Genomic DNA, 21,604 nt, shown 5'->3' on the forward strand with positions numbered 1-21,604 from the left:
GGCCGCCTCGGTGCGGCAGGGGGCACGGCAGGGGGGCGCGGCCCGGGTCGGGAAGGCCCGGGCCGCGCCGCGTCTCACCGCTGCAGCGCCTGGACGATCTCCTGCGTCACCTTCTTGGCGTCGCCGAAGAGCATCATGGTGTTGTCGCGGAAGAACAGCTCGTTCTCCACGCCGGCATAGCCGCTCGACATGCCGCGCTTGACGAAGAACACGGTCTTGGCCTTGTCCACGTCCAGGATCGGCATGCCGTAGATCGGGCTCGACTTGTCCGTCTTGGCCGCCGGGTTGGTGACGTCGTTGGCGCCGATCACGTAGGCGACGTCGGCCTCGGCGAATTCCGGGTTGATCTCCTCCAGCTCCTTCACGTCGTCGTAGGGCACGTTGGCCTCGGCCAGCAGCACGTTCATGTGGCCGGGCATGCGGCCGGCGACGGGGTGGATGGCGTACTCCACCGTCGCGCCCTCCTTCTTGAGCAGGTCGGCCATCTCGCGCACCACCTGCTGCGCCTGCGCGACCGCCATGCCGTAGCCGGGGACGATGATGATCTTGCCGGCGTTCTTCATGATGTAGGCGGCATCCTCGGGGCTGCCCGCCTTGACCGGCCGCTGCTCCTTGGCCGCCCCGCCCGAAGCCGACGCGCCGCCGGCATCGGTGCCGAAGCCGCCGAGCAGCACGTTCAGGATCGAGCGGTTCATGCCCTTGCACATGATGTAGGACAGGATCGCGCCCGAGGCGCCGACCAGCGCGCCGGTGATGATCAGCAGCAGGTTCTGCAGGGTGAAGCCGATGCCCGCCGCCGCCCAGCCCGAGTAGCTGTTCAGCATCGAGACGACGACCGGCATGTCGGCGCCGCCGATCGGGATGATCAGCAGGAAGCCCAGCGCGAAGGCCAGGATCGCGATCAGCCAGAACAGCCCGGCGCTGCCGGTCGCCACGAAGGCGATCACCAGCACCACCAGCAGGATGCCGAGCGCCGCGTTCAGCAGGTGCTGGCCCTTGAACAGGATCGGCGCGCCGCTCATCAGCGCCTGGAGCTTGGCGAAGGCGATCAGCGAGCCCGAGAAGGTGACGGCGCCGATGGCGAGGCCGAGCGACATCTCGACCAGCGAGCCGCCGTGGATGTGGCCCGGCGTGCCGATGCCGAAGCTCTCCGGGGCGTAGAAGGCCGCCGCCGCGACGCAGACCGCCGAGAGGCCGACCAGCGAGTGGAAGCCGGCGACGAGCTGCGGCAGCGCCGTCATCTGGATGCGCAGCGCCAGCATGGCGCCGATGCTGCCGCCGATGGCGATGGCCAGCAGCACCAGCCCGATGCCGGTGCCCGACATGCCCGGGCGCAGCAGCGTCGCGACCACCGCGATCGCCATGCCGACCATGCCGAACATGTTGCCGCGCCGGCTGGTCTCGGGATGCGAGAGGCCGCGCAGGGCGAAGATGAAGAGGACCGAGGCGACGAGGTAGGCCAGGGTCGAGAGGGTGGCGCTCATCGTCGGCTCAGCCCTTGCGCTTGAACATGGCGAGCATGCGCCGCGTGACGATGAAGCCGCCGAAGATGTTCACCGAGGCGAGGACGGCGGCGACGAAGCCGAAGGCCATGGCGATGCCGCTCTCGGCGATGCCGGTGGCGAGGATCGCGCCCACCACGATCACCGAGGAGATGGCGTTGGTCACGCCCATCAGCGGCGAGTGCAGCGCCGGCGTGACGTTCCAAACCACGTAGTAGCCGACGAAGCAGGCGAGCAGGAAGATCGTCAGCAGGAGCAGGAAGGGCTCGGCGGCGGCGGCGACGGGCGCGATGCCCGCGACATGCGCCTCGGCGGCCATGCGCGCCTGGGCGGCGAGGGCGAGGGCGCGCTCGGCCGTCGCCTGGGCCTGGTTGGCCAGATCGGTCGGGTTCATCGGACGTTTCCCAAGGGTCGGGTCAGGCGGCGGCGGCGGCCGGAGCGAGCTGCGGATGCACCACGGCGCCCCCGCGCGTGAGGGTTACGCCGCGCACGATCTCGTCCTCCGGCGGCAGCTTCGGCGCCCTGGCCTCCTTGTCCCAGAAGGTGGTCAGGAAGGTCAGCAGGTTGCGCGCGTAGAGGCTGCTCGCGGCGGCGGGGATGCGGCCGGGCCAGTTGCGCCAGCCGAGCACCTTCACCCCGTTCGCGGTGGTGATCGCCTCGCCCGGCACCGTCGCGGTGCAGTTGCCGCCGGCATCGGCGGCGATGTCGACGATCACGCTGCCCGGCTTCATCGAGGCGACCATGGCGTCGTTCACCAGGGTCGGCGCCTTGCGGCCCTGCACCAGCGCGGTGCAGACCACCACGTCGGCCTTGGCGATGGCGGCGGCGATCACCTCGGCCTGCCGGCGCTTGTAGTCCTCCGACATCTCCTTGGCGTAGCCGCCGGCGGTCTGGGCCGAGGCCATCTCGGCATCGTCCACGCCGACGAAGCTGGCGCCGAGGGACCTGATCTCCTCCTTGGCCGCCGCGCGCACGTCGGTCGCCGAGACGCGGCCGCCGAGGCGCCGCGCCGTCGCGATCGCCTGCAGGCCGGCGACGCCCGCGCCCATGACGAACACGTTGGCGGCCGGGATGGTGCCGGCCGCCGTCATCAGCATGGGGAAGCCCTTGTCGTAGGCCGTCGCCCCTTCCAGCACCGCGCGGTAGCCGGCGAGGTTGGCCTGGGAGGAGAGCACGTCCATGGACTGGGCGCGGGTGATGCGTGGCAGCAGTTCCATGGAGGCGGCGTCGATGCCGGCGGCGGCATAGGCGGCGGCGCGGCCCCCGGGGGCGTCGCTGGCGGCGAAGGGCTCCAGCGTGCCGATCAGCAGCGCGCCCTTCGGGATCAGCGACAGTTCGTCGAGCTCCCCCTCGCCGGCGGCCAGCGGCGCCCGGACCTTGAGGACGATGTTCGCCCCGGCCAGGGCGGCAGCGGCATCGGGGGCGATCTCGGCCCCGGCCTCCCTGTAGGCGGCATCGGGGATGCCCGATGCCATGCCGGCGCCCGTCTCGACCGCGACGGCGGTGACGCCGAGGGCGAGGAATTTCTTGACGGTCTCCGGCGTCGCCGCGACGCGGGTCTCGCCCGCGCGCCTTTCCTTCAGAACTGCCAGCCGCATGGCCCGATTTCCCCCGAAACAGGGGCGGAACATGCAAGAAGGGTCAGGGGAGGGCAAGCGGGCGCGTGACGGGGTGGCGGCCGGGCCGTACCGGTCCGGGAACGTCGGGGCGACCACCCGTGCCCGCTCCGCCGGCCGTCCCGGCGGGTTGTCGTAGGGGCCGCCGTCTAGGCCGCCCCCGGCACCCCCGCCTCGCGCAGCGCCGCCGCCTGCCGCGCCGCCACCTCGGCCTCGTCGAACTCCTCGATCAGCTCGTGCACCAGCCGGTACCAGTTCACCTCGGCCTTGAGGCGCAGGAACACGCTGCCGAGGCCGACCGCGGCGCGGTCCATCAGCACGAATTCCCGCGGCGGCCGCACCCCGCCGGTGCGCTTCAGCCCGGCATGCACCTGCTCGGCCACCTTGCGGCCATAGGCGGGGTCGTCGCTCTCCTGGATGCGGCGCGGGCGGTCCTGCAGCAGCGGCTCGTAGAGGAAGTGCGCCCAGAGGTTCAGCACCTCCATCTTCTCGCGCGAGAGCCCGGTGAAGCCCCAGGATTCGTAGGCCGCGTGCGCCTTGTCCTTGTCGCCGTCGCGCACCGCCTCGTAGAGCATGATGGTGCCGCGCACGAAGCGCGCCGGGAAGACGCGGATGGCGCCGTAGTCGAGCAGGTTCACGCCGTGCCCGGCATCGTCGGTGCGGATCTGGTAGTTGCCCATGTGCGGGTCGCCATGGATCACGCCGTAGCGGTAGAAGGGCACGTACCAGGCGCGGAACAGGGCGCGGGCGTAGTCGTTCCGCTCCTCCTGCGGCGGGTCCTCGTCGAGGCGGGCCTGCAGGGCGCGCCCGTCCAGCCACTGCATGGTCAGCAGCCGCCTCGTGCAGTAGCCCTCGACCGGCACCGGCACGCTGACGCTCGGCTCGCCCCGCAGCATGATGCCGTAGAGGCGCATCTGCGCGGCCTCGCGCAGGTAGTCCAGCTCCTCGCGCAGCCGCTCCGACAGCTCCTCGTACACGTCGTCGTGCTGGATGGCGCTGTCGATGCGGTGATAGAGGCTCATGGCGAGGCGGAGCTGCCGCAGGTCGGCCTCCACCACGCTCGGCATGTCCGGGTATTGCAGCTTGCAGGCGACGACGCGCCCGTCCGGCAGGGTCGCGCGGTGCACCTGCCCGAGGCTCGCCGCCGCCGCCGCCTCCTGCCCGAATTCGCGGAACTTCGACTGCCAGGCGGGGCCCATCTCGCTCTGCATGCGCCGGCGCACGAAGGCCCAGCCCATGGGCGGGGCGTTGGCCTGGAGCTGCGCCAGCTCGGCTGCGTACTCGGCCGGCAGCGCGTCCGGGATGGTGGTCAGGATCTGCGCCACCTTCATCAGCGGGCCCTTCAGCCCGCCCAGGATGGCCTTCAGGTCCTCGGCATGCGCCGCCTTGTCGGTCTTCAGCCCGAGGAAGCGCTGCCCGGCGACGCGGGCGGCGATGCCGCCGACCGCGCCGGAGGTGCGGGCCATGCGGCGGATCTCGCCGAACAGCGTGCTCTCGCGATCCGCCATGAAGTTCAGCCTTGCCCTTCTTCCAGCTCGTCGATGAAGCCCGCGATCACGTCGAGGCCCTTGTTCCAGAAGGCGGGATCGGAAGCGTCCAGCCCGAACGGGGCCAGCAATTCCCTGTGCCGCATCGTGCCGCCGGCGCGCAGCAGGTCGAGGTACTTCGCCTGGAAGCCGGCGTCGCCGCCCTCGCGGAACACGCCGTAGAGCGCGTTCACCAGGCAGTCCCCGAAGGCGTAGGCGTAGACGTAGAAGGGCGAGTGGACGAAGTGCGGGATGTAGGACCAGAACACGCCGTAGTCCGGCGTGAACTCGAAGGCCGGGCCGAGGCTTTCCGTCTGCACCTGCATCCAGATCTCGGCGAGGCGCTCGTGCGAGAGCTCGCCCTTGGCCCGCTCGCCGTGCAGGATCGTCTCGAAGCGGTAGAAGGCGATCTGGCGCACCACCGTGTTCAGCATGTCCTCGACCTTGGCCGCCAGCATGGCGCGGCGGCGGCGCGGATCGGTCTCGGCGTCGAGCACGGCGCGGAAGGTCAGCATCTCGCCGAACACGCTCGCCGTCTCGGCCAGCGTCAGCGGCGTGCCGGACATCAGGTAGCCCTGCTTCGCCGCCAGGATCTGGTGCACGCCGTGGCCCAGCTCGTGCGCCAGCGTCATCACGTCGCGCGACTTGCCGTGGTAGTTCAGCAGCAGGTAGGGGTGGACCGAGGGCACGGTCGGGTGCGCGAAGGCGCCCGAGGCCTTGCCGGGGCGCAGGCGGGCGTCGATCCAGGGGTTGTCGAAGAAGCGCCGGCCGATCGCGCCCAGCTCCGGCGAGAAGGCCGAATAGGCGGTCAGCACCCGGTCCACCGCCTCGGGCCAGGGGATGACGGCATCGTCCTGGTCCGGCAGCGGCGCGTTGCGGTCCCAGTGCTGGAGCTTCGGCAGGCCGAGCCACTTCGCCTTGAGCCCGTAGTAGCGGTGCGAGAGGCGCGGGTAGCTCGCCACCACCGCCTCGACCAGCGCGTCCACCACCTCGTCCTCGACCATGTTGGCGCGGTTGCGCGAACTGCCGGGGCGCGGGTAGCGGCGCCAGCCGTCGGTGATCTCCTTGTCCTTGGCCAGCGTGTTGGTGATGAGCGAGAACAGCCGCACCCGGCTGCCGAACGCCTCGGCGACGCCCTTCGCCGCCGCCTCGCGCACCGCGCGGTCGCGGTCCGACATGCGGTTCAGCGCGTCGGAGACGGTGAGGTCCTTGCGTCCCTCCGGCCCCGCCACCGGTACGGTCATGCCGGCGATGGTCTCGTCGAACAGGCGGCTCCAGGCGGCGCGGCCGGTCACCGACTTCTCGTGCAGCAGCCGCTCCGCCTCGTCCGAGAGCTGGTGCGGGCGGAAGACGCGCAGGTCGCGCAGCCAGGGGCGCCAGCGCGCCAGCGCGGGCGAGGCGAACTTCGCCTCCAGCTCCGCCTCCTCCAGCCGGTTCAGCTCCAGGGTGAAGAACAGCAGGTAGGAGGAGATGCCGGTGATGCGCTCGCGCACCGTCTGGTAGAAGCGCCCGTTCGCCGGGTCGCCGGCGTCGCCGGAGAAGGTGAGGTCGGCGAAGCTGTTCGCGCGGCCCAGCCGCTCCTCGATGCGCTCGTACTCGGCGATGGCGTGCGCCAGCGCGTCGCCCGAGAGCGCGGCGAGCTTGCCGGAATAGGTCGCGGCGAAGGTCCTGGCGGCCGCCTCGGCGCGGTCGAGATCGGCGGCGAGGTTCGGATCCTCCGTCCCGGCATAGAGGTCGGACAGGTCCCAGGCCGGCAGGGCGTCGGCCGCCCCGGCGGTGTCGGGGGCGCCGGCGTCGAGCGGCGGCGCGTGGTCCGGGCGGGGCAGGAGGGGAAGCGGGGCGTCGGTCGGGGCAATTCTGGACATCGTGCCTGTCCATATAAGTGGTGGCGGGTTGCGGCCAAGCCGCCGATCGCCCGGGACGTCGCGGGCGCGCCCATCCTACGCCGCTTCGGCGCCGGCGCGGAGCCGGGGGCGCCGTCGCGGTGCCGGAGCGCGGGAACGCGCCGCCCGGCAGGGCGCCGGACCGGCATGGCGGCTGCCGCCGCTCCCGTCCGGCCGCCACCTGCCCGCACGACGAACGGGGCTGCCGGCGAGTCTCCGCTCTTGGCCGGGCCGGGGCCGGGCGGGTAGTTGTGCCCCGCCGTCACGCCCGCCCCCGGGGCCGGGCGCGGCGGCGCCTGCCCCGGGAGCGGAACCAGAACATGGCGGATGCAGCGATCGCACGGGCGCCGGCCGGCAGGGTCCGGCCGGGGCAGCCGGTGCCCGTTTCGTACCCCAGCCTGCCGGCGCTGCTGTTCCAGCAGGCACGGCAGCGCGCCGACCGGCCGATGCTGCGCTACTGGCGCGACGGTGCCTGGCAGCGGCTGCGCTGGGCGGCGTTCGCCCATGGCGCGGCCGCGGTCGCCGCCTGGCTGCGCGCGCAGGGGGTCATGCCGGGCGACCGGGTGCTGATCGTCTCGGAGAGCCGGCCGGAATTCCCGATCGCCGACACCGCGATCATGGCGATCGGCGCCGTCACGGTGCCGACCTACACCACCAACACCGTCGCCGACCACGCGCACATCCTGCGTGATTCCGGCGCCCGGGTCGCGGTGGTCTCCACCCCGGCGCTCGCGCGGAAGGTGGCCGAGGCGGCGGCGCAGGCGGAAGGGCTGGACCTGCTGCTCGGCATGGATCCGCCGCCCGGGCTGCCGGGCATCCGCACCCATGGCTGGGCGGAGGCCGTCGCGACGCCCTGCGACGGCGCCGCGCTGGAGCAGGAGACGCACCGCATCGCGCCGGGGCAGCTCGCCTGCCTCGTCTACACCTCCGGCACGGGCGGGGCGCCGCGCGGGGTGATGCTGCCGCACCGGGCCATGCTGGCCAATCGCGAGGGCGTCGCCCGCATCACGGAACAGCTGCACCTGGAAGGCGAGGCGTACCTCTCCTTCCTGCCGCTCTCGCACGCCTACGAGCACACGGTCGGCTTCCTGCTGCCCACCCTCGGCGTCGAGGTGGTCTACAGCCGCGGCGCCGACCGCCTCGCCAGCGAGTTCCGCGAGATCCGACCCGCCATCGTCACCGCCGTGCCCCGCGTCTTCGAGCTGCTGCGCGGCCGGCTGCTGGCCCAGCGCGAGAAGCTTTCCCCCATCCGCCGCACCCTGTTCGACCGCGCCGTGACGCTCGGCCTGCGCCGGATGGACGGGCCGAAGCTCGGGCCGCTGGCCCGGATCGAGGACGCGGTGCTGGACCGGCTGGTCCGCCGCGCGGTGCGCGAGCGCTTCGGCGGCCGGCTCGTCGCCATGGTGTCCGGCGGGGCGCGGCTCGATCCCGACCTCGCCGGCTTCTTCCTCGCCCTCGGCCTGCCGGTGCTGCAGGGCTACGGCCAGACGGAGGCGGGGCCGGTGGTCAGCGTCAACCCGCCCTGGGACATCCGCCGCGAGACGGTCGGCCCGCCGCTGGAGGGCGTGACGGTCCGCATCGCCCCGGACGGCGAGCTGCTGCTGCGCGGCGACCTCGTGATGGACGGCTACTGGGGCCAGCCCGGGGCCACGGCCGCGGCGCTGCGCCCGTCCGAGGACGACCCGGACGGCCCCGTCTGGCTGCATACCGGCGACGTGGGCACGATCGAGGACGGCTACATCCGGATCACCGACCGCAAGCGCGACATCATCAAGACGCTGGGCGGCGACATGGTCTCGCCGGCCCGGCTCGAGGGGCTGCTGATGGCCGAGCCCGAGATCGCCCAGGCCGTGGTGGCGGGCGACGGGCAGGCCGGCATCTCCGCCCTGCTGGTGCCGGCCGAGGACATGGCGGAGAAGGTGGAGGCCACGGTGCAGCGGGTGAACCGCCGGCTTTCCGGCATCGAGCGCATCCGCCACTGGGCCGTCGTGCCGCCCTTCACGCTGGAGGAGGGGCTGCTGACCCCGACCCAGAAGGTCAAGCGACGGGCGGTGCTGGCGCATCACGCGGCGACGCTGGAGGCGCTGCGGCGCTGAGCCGCGCCTCCCGCCGCCGGGGGAGGGGGGAGGGGCGGCCGCCCGTCGCGGCCATGCCGCCGGACTCCCGCCCGCACCGCCCGCCCGCACCGCTCGCCTCCTGCGCCGCTCGCCCCGCCTCCCCGGTCCCGCGCCCCGGCCGCATCGCCGGTCCACGGCCCGTCGGCTGGCCCACGCCCCTGGCGCCCCGCGCCCCGGGTGGTAGTGTGGCCGGCCCCGACCATCACCGCGGATTGCCACCATGCTCGATGTCAGCTTCCTCGATCCCGCCCTGCCGCGCGCCGGCGCGCTGGTGCTGCCGGCGGCCGAGGACGCGGCGCCTTCCGAGTTGCACCGCGCCCTGGACGAGGCGAGCGGCGGCGCGGTGACGCGCGCCCTCCAGGCCGCCGGCTTCAGGGGGCGCAAGGGGCAGAGCGCCACCATCTGGGGCCCGGGCCTGCGCGAGGGCAGCCTGACCAAGGTGGTCGCGATCGGCCTCGGCAAGCCGGAGGCGATCGACGCCGTCGCGGCCGGCGGCATGCTGGTGCCGCACGTGGCGCAGGAGCGCGAGGTGCTGGTCGCCGCCGAGGCGCTCACCCCCGCCCAGGCCGCCGACCTCGCCCTCGGCGCCGCGCTGCGCGCCTACCGCTTCGACCGCTACCGCACGCGCGAGAAGGATGAGGACAAGCCCAAGCTCGTCCGCCTCGGCATCGCCGTCGCCGACCGCGCCGCTGCCGATTCCGCCTGGGGCACGCGCCGCCCCGTCGCCCACGGCGTGCACCTGACCCGCGACCTCGTCTCCGAGCCGCCCAACGTGCTCAACCCGGCCGAGCTGGCCGATCGCTGCCGGGCGCTGGAGAGGCTCGGCGTCGAGGTGGAGGTGCTGGGCCCCGAGGCGATGAAGCGCCTCGGCATGGGCGCGCTGCTCGGCGTGGCGCAGGGCTCGCTGAACGAGCCGCGCCTCGTCGTGATGCAGTGGAAGGGCGCCGGCGGCCAGGGCGGGAAGCCCGTGGCCTTCGTCGGCAAGGGCGTCACCTTCGACACGGGCGGCATCTCGATCAAGCCCGCCGCCGGCATGGAGGACATGAAGTACGACATGGCCGGCGCCGGCACGGTGATCGGCCTGATGGCGGCGCTGGCCGGGCGGCAGGCGAAGGTGGACGCGGTCGGCCTCGTCGGGCTGGTCGAGAACATGCCCTCCGGCAACGCGCAGCGCCCGGGCGACGTGGTGACCACCATGTCCGGCCAGACCGTCGAGGTCATCAACACCGACGCCGAGGGCCGCCTCGTCCTCGCCGACGTGATCTGGTACGGCGAGGAGCGCTTCCAGCCGCGCGCCATCGTCGACCTCGCGACGCTGACCGGCGCCATCATCATCGCGCTCGGCAACGAGCATGCCGGCCTGTTCTCCAACGACGACGCACTGGCCACCGAATTGCAGGCCGCCGGCCGCGCCACCGGCGAGACGCTGTGGCGCATGCCGCTCGGCGACGCCTACGACAAGCAGATCCGCTCCGAGATCGCCGACATGAAGAACGTCGGCGGCCGGCCGGGCGGCAGCATCAGCGCGGCGCAGTTCATCCAGCGCTTCGTCGGCGGCAAGGCCGGCGCGCGCACCCCCTGGGCGCATCTCGACATCGCCGGCACCGCCTGGGCCACCAAGGACCACCCGACCACGCCGAAGGGCGCCACGGCCTTCGGCGTGCGCCTGCTGAACCAGTGGGTGGCCGACCATCTGGAAGGCTGAGCCGCCGGTCCGCCGGTCGGCGCGGGCGCGGCGCCGGCCGGCGCCCCGCCGCGCCGACCGGCCCGCCATCCGGCCGGCGCTGCGCCTCGCCGGGCCCGTCCTGGCTGCCCCCGCCCTGGCTGTCCTCGCCCTGGTCGTCCTCGCCCTGGTCGTGCCCGCCCTGGCCGCTCCGGTCCCCGCCCCGGCCGCGCCGCCCGATGCGGCCGCGCTGCCCGGGCTCGGCGCGACCGAGGCCCGCCGCCCGGTGGATTCCACCGCGGCCCCCTGGCGGTCGCTGGCGCGGGTGCAGACCGGCCTCGGCGGCCGCTGCACCGGCGTGCTGCTGGCGCCGCGCCTGGTGCTGACCGCCGCGCACTGCCTGGTCGGCCGGACGACGCGGCGGCTGGTGCGGCCGGGCTCCGTCAACGTGCTGCTCGGCTATGCGCGCGGCGACTGGACGGCGCATGCCCGCGCGCGCGCCTTCGCCGTCTCGTCGCGCTTCGATCCGGAGGCCGGCGGCCCGCCGGCGGCGGACTGGGCGCTGCTGACGCTCGAATCGCCGCTCGGCGGCGAGGCGCTGGCGCTCCGCCCCGCCGCCTCGCCCGCTCCCGGCACCGCCGCCGCGCTGGGCGGCTACGAGCAGGACCGCAACGAGGTGCTGCTGGCCGATTCCGGCTGCCGCGTGCTCGGCCCGGTGCGCGGCGCGTCGCCGGGCGACACCATGCTGCGCCACGACTGCGCCGCGACGCGGGGCAGCAGCGGCGCGCCGCTGCTGGTGCGCGAGGACGGCGCCTGGCGCGTCGCCGGGTTGCAGGTGCGGGCCATGGCCGGCGGAGCGGGCGGGCTGGCGATCCCGGCAGACGCCATTCCCGGCCTCTCCTTGGGCCTTCCCGGGGGCCTTCCTGGGGGCCTCCCCCCGGCACCGCCGCCGGGCGGGCCGGGGCGCTGACGCCATGGCCGAGATCGGCTTCTACCACCTGACCCGCACGCCGCTGGAGCGGGCCCTGCCGCGCCTGCTCGGTCGGGTGCTCGACACGGGCGGCCGGGCGGTGGTGCTGTGCGGCTCGCCCGAGCGGGTCAAGGCGCTGGATGCCTCGCTGTGGCTCTCCACCGACCCCGACTGGCTGCCGCACGGCAGCCGTGCCATGGGCCACGCCGCGATGCAGCCGATCTGGCTGACCGACACGGACGAGAACCCGAACGGCGCCGGCTTCCTGTTCCTGGTGGACGGGGCGGAGAGCGCGGGGCTCGATGCCTATGGCCGCGTGCTGGACCTGTTCGACGGCGGCGACGAGCAGGCGGTGGCGGCGGCGCGGCGCCGCTGGCAGGCCGGCAAGGCGGCGGGGCACAGCCTGACCTACTGGCAGCAGGGGCCGCGGGGATGGGAGAAGAAGGCGTAGGCGCCTGGAGCCGTTCCGGCCTGACCGCATCAGGCCGGCGCGGCTCCCGCCTTCGATCCGGCGCATTTTCCGGGCCGCCGAGCGAATACGCTCCCGGACCCGCCCCGGACCTTCCCGGGCCTACGCGAAGCCGTAGAGCCGGGCCGGGTTCTCCACCAGGACCTGACGCCGCAGCGCCTCGGTCGGCGCCCATTCGCCGAGCCGGTCGAGCAGCTCGCCGTCATCGGGCATCGGCGTGTCTCCGTACAGGTTGGGGTGCGGCCAGTCCGTGCCCCAGACGCAGCGCTCCGGTGCCGCCGCCAGCAGCGCCCGCGCCATGGGGGCGACGTCGGTGTAGGGGTGGCCCTGCGAGGAGGAGCGGTAGCCGGAGAGCTTCACCCACGCCCTGCCGCTCTCCAGCAGCCCGAGCAGGGCGCGGAATTCCGGGCTCGCCACGCCGCGGCTGCTCTGCACCCCGCCCATGTGGTCCAGCACGACGGGCACCGGCAGCCGCTGCAGCGCCGGCGCCAGCCCGATGAGCTGCTCCCCTCGCGCGTAGATCTGGATGTGCCAGCCGAGCGGTGCCAGCCGGCGCGCCAGGGCGTCGAGCTGCGCGAGCGGCGTGCCGTTGCCGCTGACGGCGTTGAAGCGCACGCCGACCGCGCCGCGCCCGGCCATGTCGCGCAGCGCGGCGTCGTCGATGCCCTCGTCGATCACCACGATGGCGCGGCTGTCGGCGCGGCCGAGCAGGTCGAGCGAGTCGAGCGTGCAGCGGTTGTCGGTGCCGAAGACGCTGGGCTGCACCACGACGTGGCGATCGAGGCCGAGGATCTCCGCCATGCGCCGGTACTGCGGCACCAGCGCCTCGGGCGGGGTGTAGGAGCGGCCGGCGTCGAGCGGATAACGGTCGTAGGGGCCGTTGATGTGGAAATGGCAGTCGGTGCTGCCGGGCGGGGCGCGCCAGCCGGGCGTGGAGGGGAGGTCGCGGGGCGGCAGGCAGGGTCTGGTCATGGCGGCTTCTCCGTCACGGCGGGCCGGCGGCACCGCGACGACGGATCGGTCCGGACGCGCGCGCCGCAGCCTGGGCCCGACCCGTCCGGTTCCGCCGCGTGGGGCTGCACCCCCCCCCAGCGCCGGCGGGGTCGCGCCGCGCGGGGTCCTCGCCCCGCCGGAAACGCCCCGTCATCGTTCGGGGAGGATGGTTTCGCCCCGATGGCAGGCTGTCAATCGCGCGGGGCCTGCCGCGCGCCGGCCGCGAAGGGTGTTTCCGGCGCCAGCCCGTGGCCGGCCGGACGGGACATGTCGGCGTGGCGCCGCGCCGGGGCGCCGCGCCTCGGGCTGTCCGCCGCATCGGCGACGCGCCGGGCGCGCAGATCGCGGCGATGGGCTGCCATCAGCGCGACCAGGGTCGCGGTACCCACCGAGTGAAGCCTCTCCATGCGCTCGCTCCTGCCCTCGCCATCGGCCTGTGGCGGATCGGAGCTTATTAGATATTGCGAATCATTTGCAACTGAAGCGTCGTTCAACGTGGCGGTGGCGGCGACGGGGGCGGGATCGCAAGGCAGTCGTCGCCGCGTCGGCTGAAGCCGACCACGCGGTCGCCGCGCAGCTCGAAGGTCAGGTCGCAGCTGGCGACACGCGGCGGGAAGCCGCCCCAGCCCCAGCCCCAACCCGGCCCGAAGCCACGGCCGTAGAAGCCGACGGTGGAGAAGCCCGGATCGCCGGGGATGAAGCGGCGCCGCTCGTACTGCAGGAAGCGCCGGCCGTCGGCCTCGTGGACTCGGCTCGGCACGCCGTAGGCCGCCACCAGGTCGCCTTCGCGCTGGCCGATCCAGGAAGCGGCCTGGCGATCGAATTCCTGCGAGGTGGCGCAGGCGGCCAGCGCCAGCGGTGCGAGGAGGAGGAGGCACCGCAGCGCGCGGGCCGGCGAGGGAGTTGGCATGCCGATCGAGATGGCATGCGCCTCGTGAGGCCGCAATGGGGGCGGCCGGGAGGGGGTGCGCCGGGGCAAGGCGCTTCCGCGCGGCCGGTCGGCCGCCGCCGCGTCAGGATGGCTTGGTGGGCGGGAACGACCGGTTCCGCAGGGCGGCGCGGCCGGCCGCGTCCCGCGGGTCGGTTCCGGGATGCGTTCCGGGAACTTCCCCCGGGGAATCGCTCAGCGGCGGCTGCCGGCCTGCGACACGACGCTGACGCCGGTGTTGCGGAGCAGCAGCGGCGGGGCCTCGGCGACCTCCTCGAAGCGGGTCGCGTAGCGGCCGCGCGCCATCACCACCGGCGTCGCGGCGTGGGCCGAGGCCAGCGACATCCCGCCCGCGGCGGGGGTGTTGGCCAGCAGCACGCCGTTGTCGGGGCGGTTGTAGATGAAGCCGTTGGTCGGATAGACGCGGCCGAAATCGTCGCGGTTGCCGATCTGGACGCGCACCGCGGTCCAGTCGTTGCGCTCGGAGACGTCCACCACGCTGACGCCGCGCGAGATGGCGCCGCGGCTGGTCCAGTTGGCATGGTCGAGCAGGATCTCGCGCGGCCCGACCACCCGCTCCACCACGCCGACATGGCCGAGGCGCATGCCGCCCGAGGAACGGAAGGAAAGCACCGAGCCCGGCTCCGGTCGCTGGCCGCGCGCGTAGGTGCCGGCCGCGTTGCCCCACCAGGCGTGGGCGTTGCCGCTGATCGCCATGCCGGTGATCTGGCGGGCATAGGGCACGCAGGAGATGCCGCCGAAGCGGCTGTAGCGGCGGCCGGAATAGACGCTGCCGGCATCGTCGGCGGTGGTGGCGGTGCTGGCGAGCGCCGTGCTGCCGAAGGCCACGTAGCGGAAGCCCGGCATGAGCCCGGCCTGACGCGACTGGCCCGCCCCCTGGCCGAGCCCCCAGTTCACCCGGCCGGCGCGCGCGGCGCTGGCCTGCGGCGTGGCGTGCCGGGCGGCGCTGGCCTGCGGCGCGCCGTGGCGCGATGCGGTGCGGTCGCTTCGGGCCTCGGCGGGCAACGACGCCATCGCCATGCAGCCGCAGACCGTCGCCAGCATCGTCGTCCGGAGCGTAACCCGCATGCAATCCCCCGTTGCCCAACCAACACAGTCACGGGCCGGTGAACGACCGCGCTCGCATTTCCGTTAGCCGTGGGGCCGGCGACCGGCAACGCCGTCCGGCGTTTCGGCCCGAAACGAAGCGTGATTTGCCTGGAAGTCCTTCTGAAACACGCCGAAATAGGGAGCTTATTCCTAGAGTTCGGCGAGATCGTTGGCCGGGTCACACTGTTGCGGCGCTGGAGCCACAGGTCGCGGGGGGAGGACGGGACGCGGCACAATGGCGGGATTCGGCCGTTTTCCGCGCGTTGCGGCCACCCGGAACGGCGCCGCGCGGGATCGGGACGCGCCTCGATCGGTTCGCCGGCTCCGCATCGCGGGCGTTTGGATCGCCGTCCGGTCGTGCCCGGGGGCGTGACCGGAGGCGTGCCCGGGTGCGTGCCCGGGGGGGCGGGGCGGGCGCCATGCCGGCCGGCGGCAGGGCAGGGGCCGCGCGTCCGGCGCGAGGGCGTCGCGCCGGCCCCGCAGGCGATGCCTCTGTCCGCGGAAGCCTCGGCTTCCGCGGTGCGGCGTCAGCGGCAGGCGGTGATCATGATCTCCACGAGGTGCCGCGGGTCCGCCATGTTGGCCTGCACGCAGGCGCGGGCCGGGGCGCCGCCCGCCGGCAGCCACGCCGTCCACAGCTTGTTCATGGCGTCGCGGTCGCGGATGTCCTTCAGCCAGATCTGGGCGGAAAGCAGGCGGGTGTTGTCGGTGCCGTTCGCCTCCAGCGCGGCGTCGATCTTGTCGAGCACCTGCTTGGTCTGGCCGGACACGTCCTGCGACAGGTCGTCGGCGGTCATGCCGGCGAGGTAGACGAAATTGTGGTACTCCACCGAGTTGGACAGGATGGCGTTGGTGTTCTGACGGTTGATCTTGCTCATCGCGTCGATGCTCCTCTGCGCGGTGGCGCTTCTAGAGCATTTCCCGGCCGGGCGTACATGACCCAGGCCCCGCATGAACCGGGGCGCACGCCCCGCCGCGCGACGGGCGGGGCGTTCGCCCGGTGCCGATAGGCCTGTCGCGTCCAGCCCTTCGCGTCCGGCCCGTGGGCCGGTGGCGCCGCTCAGGCGGTGCTCGCCGCGCGCGGCGTCTCCAGAGTCGCCGCCACCGCCGGCAGCCGGCGCAGCCGCCAGGCGAAGACCAGCAGCGCCAGCAGCGCGAAGGCGATGGTCGGCACGCGCAGCCCGAAACGCTCGCCCAGCGCCCCGAGCACGATCGCCCCGAGCGCCGGGCAGCCGCGGATGATGATGCCCCAGAGGCTGAGGATGCGGCCGCGCATGGCCGGGTCCGAGGCGCTCTGCACCAGGGTCTGGGTGCAGATGCCGTGGATCGAGCCCATCGCGCCGTAGAGTGCCGCGCAGGCGAGGCCGAGCGGGAACCAGCCCGTGGCGGCGAAGCCCGCCGTCGCCACCGCCTGCACCGCCGCCGCGCCGACCGCGAGCCGGGTCGTGCCGGCGAGGCGCCCGCGCTGCGCCACCCAGAGCCCCGCCGCCAGCGCGCCGAGCCCGATGCAGCCGGTGAGCAGCGCCAGCGACTCGGCGCCGCGGCCGAACAGCCGCTCGACGAAGGGCGGCAGGATCTCCTGCACCCCGCGCAGCAGCGTGGCCATCAGCGCGGCGTAGAGCAGCAGCGGCCCGATGCCGGGATGGCGCGCCGTGTGCCGCAGCCCCTCCGCCACCTCGCCGAGCAGCGAGCCGTGCACCGGATGGCCGCGCCGCGCCGCCGGCTCCACCCGCATCAGCGGCATGCTGGCGGCCGCCAGCAGGTGCGCGGCGGCGTTGCAGGCGATGGCCGGCACCACGCCGTAGAAGGCGATCAGCGGTCCCGCCACGGCCGGGCCGACGAAGCGCGCCACGTTGAAGCAGAGGCTGTTGCAGGCGATCGCCGCCGGCAGGTCGGCGGGCGGCACGAGCCCCGGCAGCAGGCTCTGCCGCGCCGGCTGCGAGAAGCTCTGCGCCACGCCGCCGAGCAGTTGCAGCACGATCAGCCACTCGATCCGCATCAGCCCGGAAAGGGTGAGCCCGGCGACCAGCGTGGCCTGCAGCGCCGTGGCGCCCTGGGTGGACATGGTCAGGCGCACCCGGTCCACCCGGTCCGCGATGGCGCCGGCGAAGGGGCTCGCCACCACGGCGGGAAAGAGGTCGCTGAACGCCACCACGCCGACCCAGAAGGCGGAGCGCGTCAGCTCCCAGGCCAGCCAGGCGACGGCGATGTTGTGCATCCACAGCCCGGTCCAGGCGGTGAGCGAGGCACCGAAGAAGACGCGGGCGTTGCGATGGGAGAGGGCGCGGCCGAGCGCGCCGGGGACGGGCAAGGCCTGGCGCCGGTCAGCGTGCGGTGCCGTGGCGGCGGCATCCGGCCGGGCGCGGCCGCCGGGCGCGGCCGGCCGGGGTGGCGACGGGCGGCGGGACCGGAGCGCCCCGGCGGGTCCGCACGACTTCCCCGCCGCGATGCGGCGTGCCCGGTTGCTTTCTGGTCATGTTTCCCCCGCGCCTTCCCTGCGGCCACCGCCCTGCCCGGCGGCCGGCCCAACCCCCGGTTACCGCGCCCGCCGCCATCGCGGAAGCCGGGCGGAGGCGGGGGCGGGGTGGCGGCGCGTGCCGGCCCGCACGGCGGCGTACCGGACCGTTCGCGGGGAAGGGGGGATTCGCCCCGGAACCATCCTGTGGCGTGGAGGGGGGCCATGGTCCCGGCCGGATCGGCGGGACGCCGCCGCGACCCTCCTGCGGGGCCGCGCGGAGGCGGACCCGCAGGAGCCGCCGGTGCGGCGCGCGACCGCTCCACCAACCCCGCGCGCGATACCGGCCCGCACGGGTCGGGACCCGTGCGGGCCGGCATCAATTGCCGCCGGTGGTGGCGGGTGGCGGGGCGGGACGGGGAAGGGCCGATGCCGTGCCGGCGGCGCCGGCGCCCGGGGCGGCCGTGTTGGCCCGCACGCAGTCCGCCATCAGCTGGTCGCGCTGATGCAGCCGGCCGAGCCGGTCGGTCTCGGCGCGCAGGTTGGCACCCTGGTAGTTGAGCGTGCCGAGGCGGGCACCGGCCTCCTCCTCGCGCAGCAGCTCGCCGCGGTCGCGCCGCACCACGACCCGGGTGGCGGCGTCGCGGCAGGCGTCGGCGATGCTCTGGCGCGGTTCGCGCGACGTGGCGTCGATCGGCGGCGGCGGCGCGCAGGCCTGGATCAGCGGCAGCGCGATCAGGCTCGCCAGCAGCGCGGTGGGTCTCATGCGGAGGCTCCGGAGATCGGGGTGGGCCGCGCGGCAGCGGGCGCGGCCGAAGGCAGGCGGCGGGACAGGAGGTGGCGCAGCGCCGACTCGTCGAACCGGGCGGCCGGGTCGAGCGGCAGCTCGGCGGCGGCGCGCAGCAGGGCGGGGTGCAGCTCGATGCCGCCGCCCGCGGTCAGGTCGAACAGGCCGGCGAGCCAGGCGGCCCGACTCATCACCTCGACCAGCGCCAGCAGGCGCAGGCAGAGGGCGAGCCCGGCCGGGGTGTCCAGGCCGGCAAGGTCGTCCACCGCCTCGGCCCAGCAGCGCGCATCCTCGTCGACGATGGCGATCTCGGCGGCGTCGCCGTCGGGCAGGCGGAACACCAGCCGGCGCGGCGGTCCCCAGCGCTGCGCCGAGGCGGCGGCACGCGCCGCGTCCCAGGCGAGCAGCAGGTCGCGCGCCCGGACCGGCGGCATGGCGTCGGGAGGCAGGGGGATGGCGTAGGTCAGCGCGCCCTCGGCAGAGCGCGCCACGCGGATCGGCTCGCGCGCGGGCGCACCGGGTCGGACTGGCATGCCGGCAATGTGGCGTCGCCGGCCCCGGTACACCAGACGGGGCCAGCCCGGGCGCGCCGACGGGCTGTCCGGCGCAGGGCGCCGGACAGGGGACTGCCGGCCGGGTGGGGCCGATGGGTGGAGCCAGTGGGGGTGGGGCCAATGGATGGAGCGGCGGCTGGTGGTCGGAGACCAGGGGGAGAACGGGACGGCCCATCGGCCCCACCCGGCCCGCGGCGGCAGGGGCGGCGCGGCCGGGGCACGCGCCGCAGCCCCGGGGCGCCCGTCGCGCCGGGTGGCGGGAGGGGAACGGGCGATCAACGTCGCGTCACGTAACCCGGTTCTTTAGGGTGACGAGGTCGATACTTCCGGTCGGGCGGATGCCGCCCCGGCCGGCCCCGATCCGGATAGGGCGGCCGGCACGCGCGTGCAGGATCGCTGCCGGTCCGCGCGGTCGGGTCCGGGGGACAGGCGGAGGGAAGATGGACGCCTCGCTCGAGACCGACGATGCCGCCGCCGACCTGCCCGCCTGGATGCAGGCGGCGCTCGACCGGCTGCTCTGGCTCCTCGACGGAAGGCGGGCTCCCCTTCCCGGGCGGGAGGCGACCGCGCTCGCGGCGCTGCTGCTCGCCGATCTCCGGATGGGCGGGCCGCCCATCGACTGGAGCCTGATCCGGCAACGCTTCCTGATCGGCTGCGTCGCCGCGCTGGCACGGGCGATGGAGCTGCGGGAGGAGTTCCTGCCGGTCCGCGAAGCCCTGCGGCCGGCCTGCGAGGCGGCCGTCAGCGCCCTGGCGGCGGAAGCGGGGGCGGAGGAGGAGATGCGCATGGCGGCGCGCCTCGCCGTGCCGCTCGCCGGTCCGGCGGCCGGCGCGGTGGGACATGCGCCGCTGGTGCCGGGCAGGGCGGTCCAGGCGGACCTGCTGGCGCGCTCCGAGTCGGACGGGGCGGCCGGCGCCATGGTCATGCTCATCGACGACCTGGCCGCCGTCGATCTCGGCCTGCCGGTGATGGCGCTGGCCAACGCGATCAGGGACGAGAGGAGCGCATCCGGGGCGCGCTGAACGACGCCGGACCGCCGCCGACACGCCGGGGCCCGGCGCCGGCCTGACAGCCGGAAGCGGGCCGAACCCGCGCCGCCGCTCGGCCGGGCAGGAGGTCCCGGCCTCAGGCCGCCTCGGCGATCCGCTCCTCGGCCGCCGGCACGGCATGGGCCGGGCCGGACTGCTTCTGCAGCAGCTCGCGGAACGGGCCGGGGCGGGCGGCGAGCGCCGCCGGGGCGCCGTCGTCGATCACGCGGCCCTCGCGCATCACCACGATGCGGTCGAAGTTGCGCAGCGTGGCGAGTCGGTGCGCCACGGCGATCACGGTGCGGCCGCGCATCAGCCGGTCCAGCGCGCCCTGCACCAGCGCCTCGGATTCGCTGTCCAGCGCGCTGGTCGCCTCGTCCAGCAGCAGGATCGGCGCGTCGCGCAGCAGGGCGCGGGCGATGGCGATGCGCTGGCGCTGGCCGCCCGAGAGCTTCACGCCGCGCCCGCCCGCCTGGGTGGCGAAGCCTTCCGGCAGCTTCTCGATGAACTCGCGGCAATTCGCGGCCTCGGCGGCGGCGATCACCTCGGCGTCGGTGGCGTCGGGGCGGCCGTAGCGGATGTTCTCCAGGATCGAGCGCTGCAGCAGCGAGGTGTCCTGCGGCACCACGGCGATCGTCTCGGCCAGGGAACGCTGCGTCACCTCGTTGATGTCCTGCCCGTCCAGCAGCACGTCGCCCGATTGCGGCGCGGCGAAGCGCTGGAGCAGGGCCAGCACGGTGGACTTGCCGGCGCCGGACTGGCCGACCAGCCCGACCCGCTCGCCGGCGCGGATCTCGAGGTCGAGGCCGCGCAGCACCGGCGCGCCCTCGCCGTAGGAGAAGCGGACGCCGCGGAAGGCGACGGCGCCGCCGCCCTGGCGCAGCGGCTGGGCGCCCGGCGCGTCCGGCAGCTCGTGCGGCACCAGCAGGCTCTCCAGCCCCTCGGAGAGGCGGGCGAGGTGCTGGGTGATGTCGACCAGCGCCACGGCGAGGTCGCGCGTGCCGTGCAGGATGGTGAAGCCGAGCGCCACGATCATCACGATGTCGCCGGTGCTGGCGCGGCCGGCCTGCCAGAGCAGCAGCGCCCAGACCAGCAGTCCGGCGGTCAGCGCCGCCGTCACCACGGCGTGCAGCAGGCGCAGCTTCTCGAGGTAGCGAAGCGAGGCGCGGCGGCTGGCGGCCTCGCGCCCGGCCAGCCCGTCGAAGCGGCGCTGCTCGCGGAAGGTGGCGCCGAAGGCGCGGACCAGGCCGATGTTGGAGACCACGTCCACCATCTCGCCGTCCACCGAGGCGGCCTCGCGGGCGTAGTCCTGGTGCAGCGGCTTGCCCTTCGCGGCGAGGCGGGTGAGCAGCAGGGCGAGGCCGCCCGCGATCGCGATCAGGGTCAGCGCCATCCAGGCGTCCACCCCGGCCAGCAGGGCGATGGCGAAGGTCACGGCGACCGTCGGCGGCAGCGCGTTCCAGGTGAAGGTGGAGAGGATGGTCCAGCTGCCGTTCGCGGCGGCGCTGACCCGGCTGGCCAGCACGCCCGGCGAGCGGTCGGCGAAATAGGAGGGCAGGTGGCCCGAGAGGTGGCGGAACAGCACCGAGCGCACGTCCCGCGCCACCCCGGTGAAGGCGCCGGTGGCGACCCAGCCACCGACGCGCCAGAGCAGGTTGTCGGCCGCGATCACGAAGGCCAGCAGGCCCATCGCCCACCAGACGCCGGTGGCCGCCTCCGGCCCCGGGGCGAGCGTGTCGATCAGCGTCTTGACCGCGTACTGCGACCCCACCGAGCAGCCCACCGCCGCCAGCACCGAGAGCAGCACCACCGCGTGCGCCAGCCACCGGCTGCGCACCATGTGCAGCAGGAAGCCGAGCGGCCGGTGGGCGAAGCGCAGCAGATCCTCCGCCGGCTGGCGCGGGGCGATGACGTGAAGGACGCGAGCGCTGTCGAAGGGCATGCAGGACTCCTGCTTTTCCCGTTCAGGCGTTTCGTGTGCCGGCGATGTTCTGGATGCAGGC

Annotated in this window: 19 protein-coding genes; 5 read left to right on the forward strand and 14 right to left on the reverse strand. The window is 74.5% G+C overall.

Annotation, left to right across the window (positions count from 1 at the left end; translation table 11 throughout):
• Positions 1–74: 74 nt before the first annotated feature.
• From M0638_RS03570 to M0638_RS03590, 5 genes are all read right to left on the reverse strand, one after another.
• On the reverse strand, positions 75–1,484 hold the full coding sequence (locus M0638_RS03570) for an NAD(P)(+) transhydrogenase (Re/Si-specific) subunit beta (protein ID WP_248665586.1): 1,410 nt from the start codon (positions 1,482–1,484) through the stop codon (positions 75–77).
• A gap of 7 nt (positions 1,485–1,491) precedes the next feature.
• Positions 1,492–1,896 carry an NAD(P) transhydrogenase subunit alpha gene (locus M0638_RS03575; protein WP_248665587.1) on the reverse strand — a complete coding sequence of 135 codons (405 nt, stop codon included), beginning with the start codon at positions 1,894–1,896 and terminating at the stop codon, positions 1,492–1,494.
• 22 nt (positions 1,897–1,918) lie between these two features.
• Positions 1,919–3,100 (reverse strand): Re/Si-specific NAD(P)(+) transhydrogenase subunit alpha, encoded by a 1,182-nt coding sequence (locus M0638_RS03580; protein ID WP_248665588.1) that lies wholly within the window; start codon positions 3,098–3,100, stop codon positions 1,919–1,921.
• A gap of 167 nt (positions 3,101–3,267) precedes the next feature.
• A complete protein-coding gene (locus M0638_RS03585; protein WP_248665589.1) occupies positions 3,268–4,626 on the reverse strand; it encodes an ABC1 kinase family protein in 1,359 nt (452 codons plus the stop codon).
• A 5-nt stretch (positions 4,627–4,631) separates the two neighbouring features.
• Positions 4,632–6,509: a M3 family oligoendopeptidase gene (locus M0638_RS03590; protein ID WP_248665590.1), complete on the reverse strand. Its 1,878-nt coding sequence runs from the start codon at positions 6,507–6,509 to the stop codon at positions 4,632–4,634.
• Between the two features lie 338 nt (positions 6,510–6,847).
• On the opposite strand from M0638_RS03590, the gene M0638_RS03595 reads away from it, so the two are divergent.
• From M0638_RS03595 to M0638_RS03610, 4 genes are all read left to right on the forward strand, one after another.
• Positions 6,848–8,623, forward strand: coding sequence for an AMP-dependent synthetase/ligase (locus tag M0638_RS03595; protein WP_248665591.1), 1,776 nt, complete (start codon positions 6,848–6,850; stop codon positions 8,621–8,623).
• Positions 8,624–8,864: 241 nt separating this feature from the next.
• A complete protein-coding gene (locus M0638_RS03600) occupies positions 8,865–10,349 on the forward strand; it encodes a leucyl aminopeptidase (RefSeq protein WP_248665592.1) in 1,485 nt (494 codons plus the stop codon).
• 244 nt (positions 10,350–10,593) lie between these two features.
• Entirely contained in the window at positions 10,594–11,277 is a 684-nt protein-coding gene (locus tag M0638_RS03605) for a trypsin-like serine peptidase (RefSeq protein ID WP_248665593.1), read from the forward strand.
• A gap of 4 nt (positions 11,278–11,281) precedes the next feature.
• Positions 11,282–11,728, forward strand: coding sequence for a DNA polymerase III subunit chi (locus tag M0638_RS03610; RefSeq protein WP_248665594.1), 447 nt, complete (start codon positions 11,282–11,284; stop codon positions 11,726–11,728).
• A 120-nt stretch (positions 11,729–11,848) separates the two neighbouring features.
• On the opposite strand, the gene M0638_RS03615 is transcribed toward M0638_RS03610, so the two are convergent.
• The 8 genes from M0638_RS03615 to M0638_RS03650 form a co-directional block, all read right to left on the reverse strand.
• A complete protein-coding gene (locus M0638_RS03615) occupies positions 11,849–12,718 on the reverse strand; it encodes an amidohydrolase family protein (protein WP_248665595.1) in 870 nt (289 codons plus the stop codon).
• Positions 12,719–12,930: 212 nt separating this feature from the next.
• A complete protein-coding gene (locus tag M0638_RS03620) occupies positions 12,931–13,146 on the reverse strand; it encodes a hypothetical protein (protein ID WP_248665596.1) in 216 nt (71 codons plus the stop codon).
• A gap of 83 nt (positions 13,147–13,229) precedes the next feature.
• The gene (locus M0638_RS03625) at positions 13,230–13,649 is read right to left on the reverse strand and encodes a hypothetical protein (protein WP_248665597.1); all 420 of its coding nucleotides are present in this window, start codon (positions 13,647–13,649) and stop codon (positions 13,230–13,232) included.
• Between the two features lie 213 nt (positions 13,650–13,862).
• Complete coding sequence (locus tag M0638_RS03630; RefSeq protein WP_248665598.1) at positions 13,863–14,756, reverse strand: CHAP domain-containing protein; 894 nt, start codon at positions 14,754–14,756, stop codon at positions 13,863–13,865.
• A 548-nt stretch (positions 14,757–15,304) separates the two neighbouring features.
• Positions 15,305–15,655 carry a RidA family protein gene (locus tag M0638_RS03635; protein WP_248665599.1) on the reverse strand — a complete coding sequence of 117 codons (351 nt, stop codon included), beginning with the start codon at positions 15,653–15,655 and terminating at the stop codon, positions 15,305–15,307.
• Between the two features lie 182 nt (positions 15,656–15,837).
• Positions 15,838–17,088 carry an MFS transporter gene (locus M0638_RS03640; protein WP_248665600.1) on the reverse strand — a complete coding sequence of 417 codons (1,251 nt, stop codon included), beginning with the start codon at positions 17,086–17,088 and terminating at the stop codon, positions 15,838–15,840.
• 523 nt (positions 17,089–17,611) lie between these two features.
• A complete protein-coding gene (locus M0638_RS03645) occupies positions 17,612–17,998 on the reverse strand; it encodes a hypothetical protein (protein WP_248665601.1) in 387 nt (128 codons plus the stop codon).
• Positions 17,995–18,510 (reverse strand): hypothetical protein, encoded by a 516-nt coding sequence (locus M0638_RS03650; RefSeq protein ID WP_248665602.1) that lies wholly within the window; start codon positions 18,508–18,510, stop codon positions 17,995–17,997. The genes M0638_RS03645 and M0638_RS03650 overlap by 4 nt, the downstream gene beginning before the upstream one ends.
• Positions 18,511–19,013: 503 nt before the next feature.
• Here M0638_RS03650 and M0638_RS03655 point away from each other — a divergent pair.
• The gene (locus M0638_RS03655) at positions 19,014–19,595 is read left to right on the forward strand and encodes a hypothetical protein (protein WP_248665626.1); all 582 of its coding nucleotides are present in this window, start codon (positions 19,014–19,016) and stop codon (positions 19,593–19,595) included.
• A 103-nt stretch (positions 19,596–19,698) separates the two neighbouring features.
• On the opposite strand, the gene M0638_RS03660 is transcribed toward M0638_RS03655, so the two are convergent.
• The gene (locus M0638_RS03660; protein WP_248665603.1) at positions 19,699–21,543 is read right to left on the reverse strand and encodes an ABC transporter ATP-binding protein; all 1,845 of its coding nucleotides are present in this window, start codon (positions 21,541–21,543) and stop codon (positions 19,699–19,701) included.
• Positions 21,544–21,604 lie beyond the last annotated feature (61 nt).

Source organism: Roseomonas acroporae, from assembly GCF_023223525.1.
GTDB classification, from domain to species: domain Bacteria; phylum Pseudomonadota; class Alphaproteobacteria; order Acetobacterales; family Acetobacteraceae; genus Roseomonas_E; species Roseomonas_E acroporae.

Excerpts from the sequence above, each read along its gene's own strand:
- M0638_RS03600 (WP_248665592.1), top strand. The coding sequence starts at position 8,865 with ATGCTCGATGTCAGCTTCCTCGATCCCGCCCTGCCGCGCGCCGGCGCG.
- M0638_RS03585 (WP_248665589.1), bottom strand. The coding sequence starts at position 4,626 with ATGGCGGATCGCGAGAGCACGCTGTTCGGCGAGATCCGCCGCATGGCC.
- M0638_RS03615 (WP_248665595.1), bottom strand. The coding sequence starts at position 12,718 with ATGACCAGACCCTGCCTGCCGCCCCGCGACCTCCCCTCCACGCCCGGC.
- M0638_RS03570 (WP_248665586.1), bottom strand. The coding sequence starts at position 1,484 with ATGAGCGCCACCCTCTCGACCCTGGCCTACCTCGTCGCCTCGGTCCTC.
- M0638_RS03635 (WP_248665599.1), bottom strand. The coding sequence starts at position 15,655 with ATGAGCAAGATCAACCGTCAGAACACCAACGCCATCCTGTCCAACTCG.
- M0638_RS03660 (WP_248665603.1), bottom strand. The coding sequence starts at position 21,543 with ATGCCCTTCGACAGCGCTCGCGTCCTTCACGTCATCGCCCCGCGCCAG.
- M0638_RS03590 (WP_248665590.1), bottom strand. The coding sequence starts at position 6,509 with ATGTCCAGAATTGCCCCGACCGACGCCCCGCTTCCCCTCCTGCCCCGC.
- M0638_RS03575 (WP_248665587.1), bottom strand. The coding sequence starts at position 1,896 with ATGAACCCGACCGATCTGGCCAACCAGGCCCAGGCGACGGCCGAGCGC.
- M0638_RS03610 (WP_248665594.1), top strand. The coding sequence starts at position 11,282 with ATGGCCGAGATCGGCTTCTACCACCTGACCCGCACGCCGCTGGAGCGG.
- M0638_RS03630 (WP_248665598.1), bottom strand. The coding sequence starts at position 14,756 with ATGCGGGTTACGCTCCGGACGACGATGCTGGCGACGGTCTGCGGCTGC.
- M0638_RS03620 (WP_248665596.1), bottom strand. The coding sequence starts at position 13,146 with ATGGAGAGGCTTCACTCGGTGGGTACCGCGACCCTGGTCGCGCTGATG.
- M0638_RS03655 (WP_248665626.1), top strand. The coding sequence starts at position 19,014 with ATGGACGCCTCGCTCGAGACCGACGATGCCGCCGCCGACCTGCCCGCC.
- M0638_RS03625 (WP_248665597.1), bottom strand. The coding sequence starts at position 13,649 with ATGCCAACTCCCTCGCCGGCCCGCGCGCTGCGGTGCCTCCTCCTCCTC.
- M0638_RS03645 (WP_248665601.1), bottom strand. The coding sequence starts at position 17,998 with ATGAGACCCACCGCGCTGCTGGCGAGCCTGATCGCGCTGCCGCTGATC.
- M0638_RS03595 (WP_248665591.1), top strand. The coding sequence starts at position 6,848 with ATGGCGGATGCAGCGATCGCACGGGCGCCGGCCGGCAGGGTCCGGCCG.
- M0638_RS03580 (WP_248665588.1), bottom strand. The coding sequence starts at position 3,100 with ATGCGGCTGGCAGTTCTGAAGGAAAGGCGCGCGGGCGAGACCCGCGTC.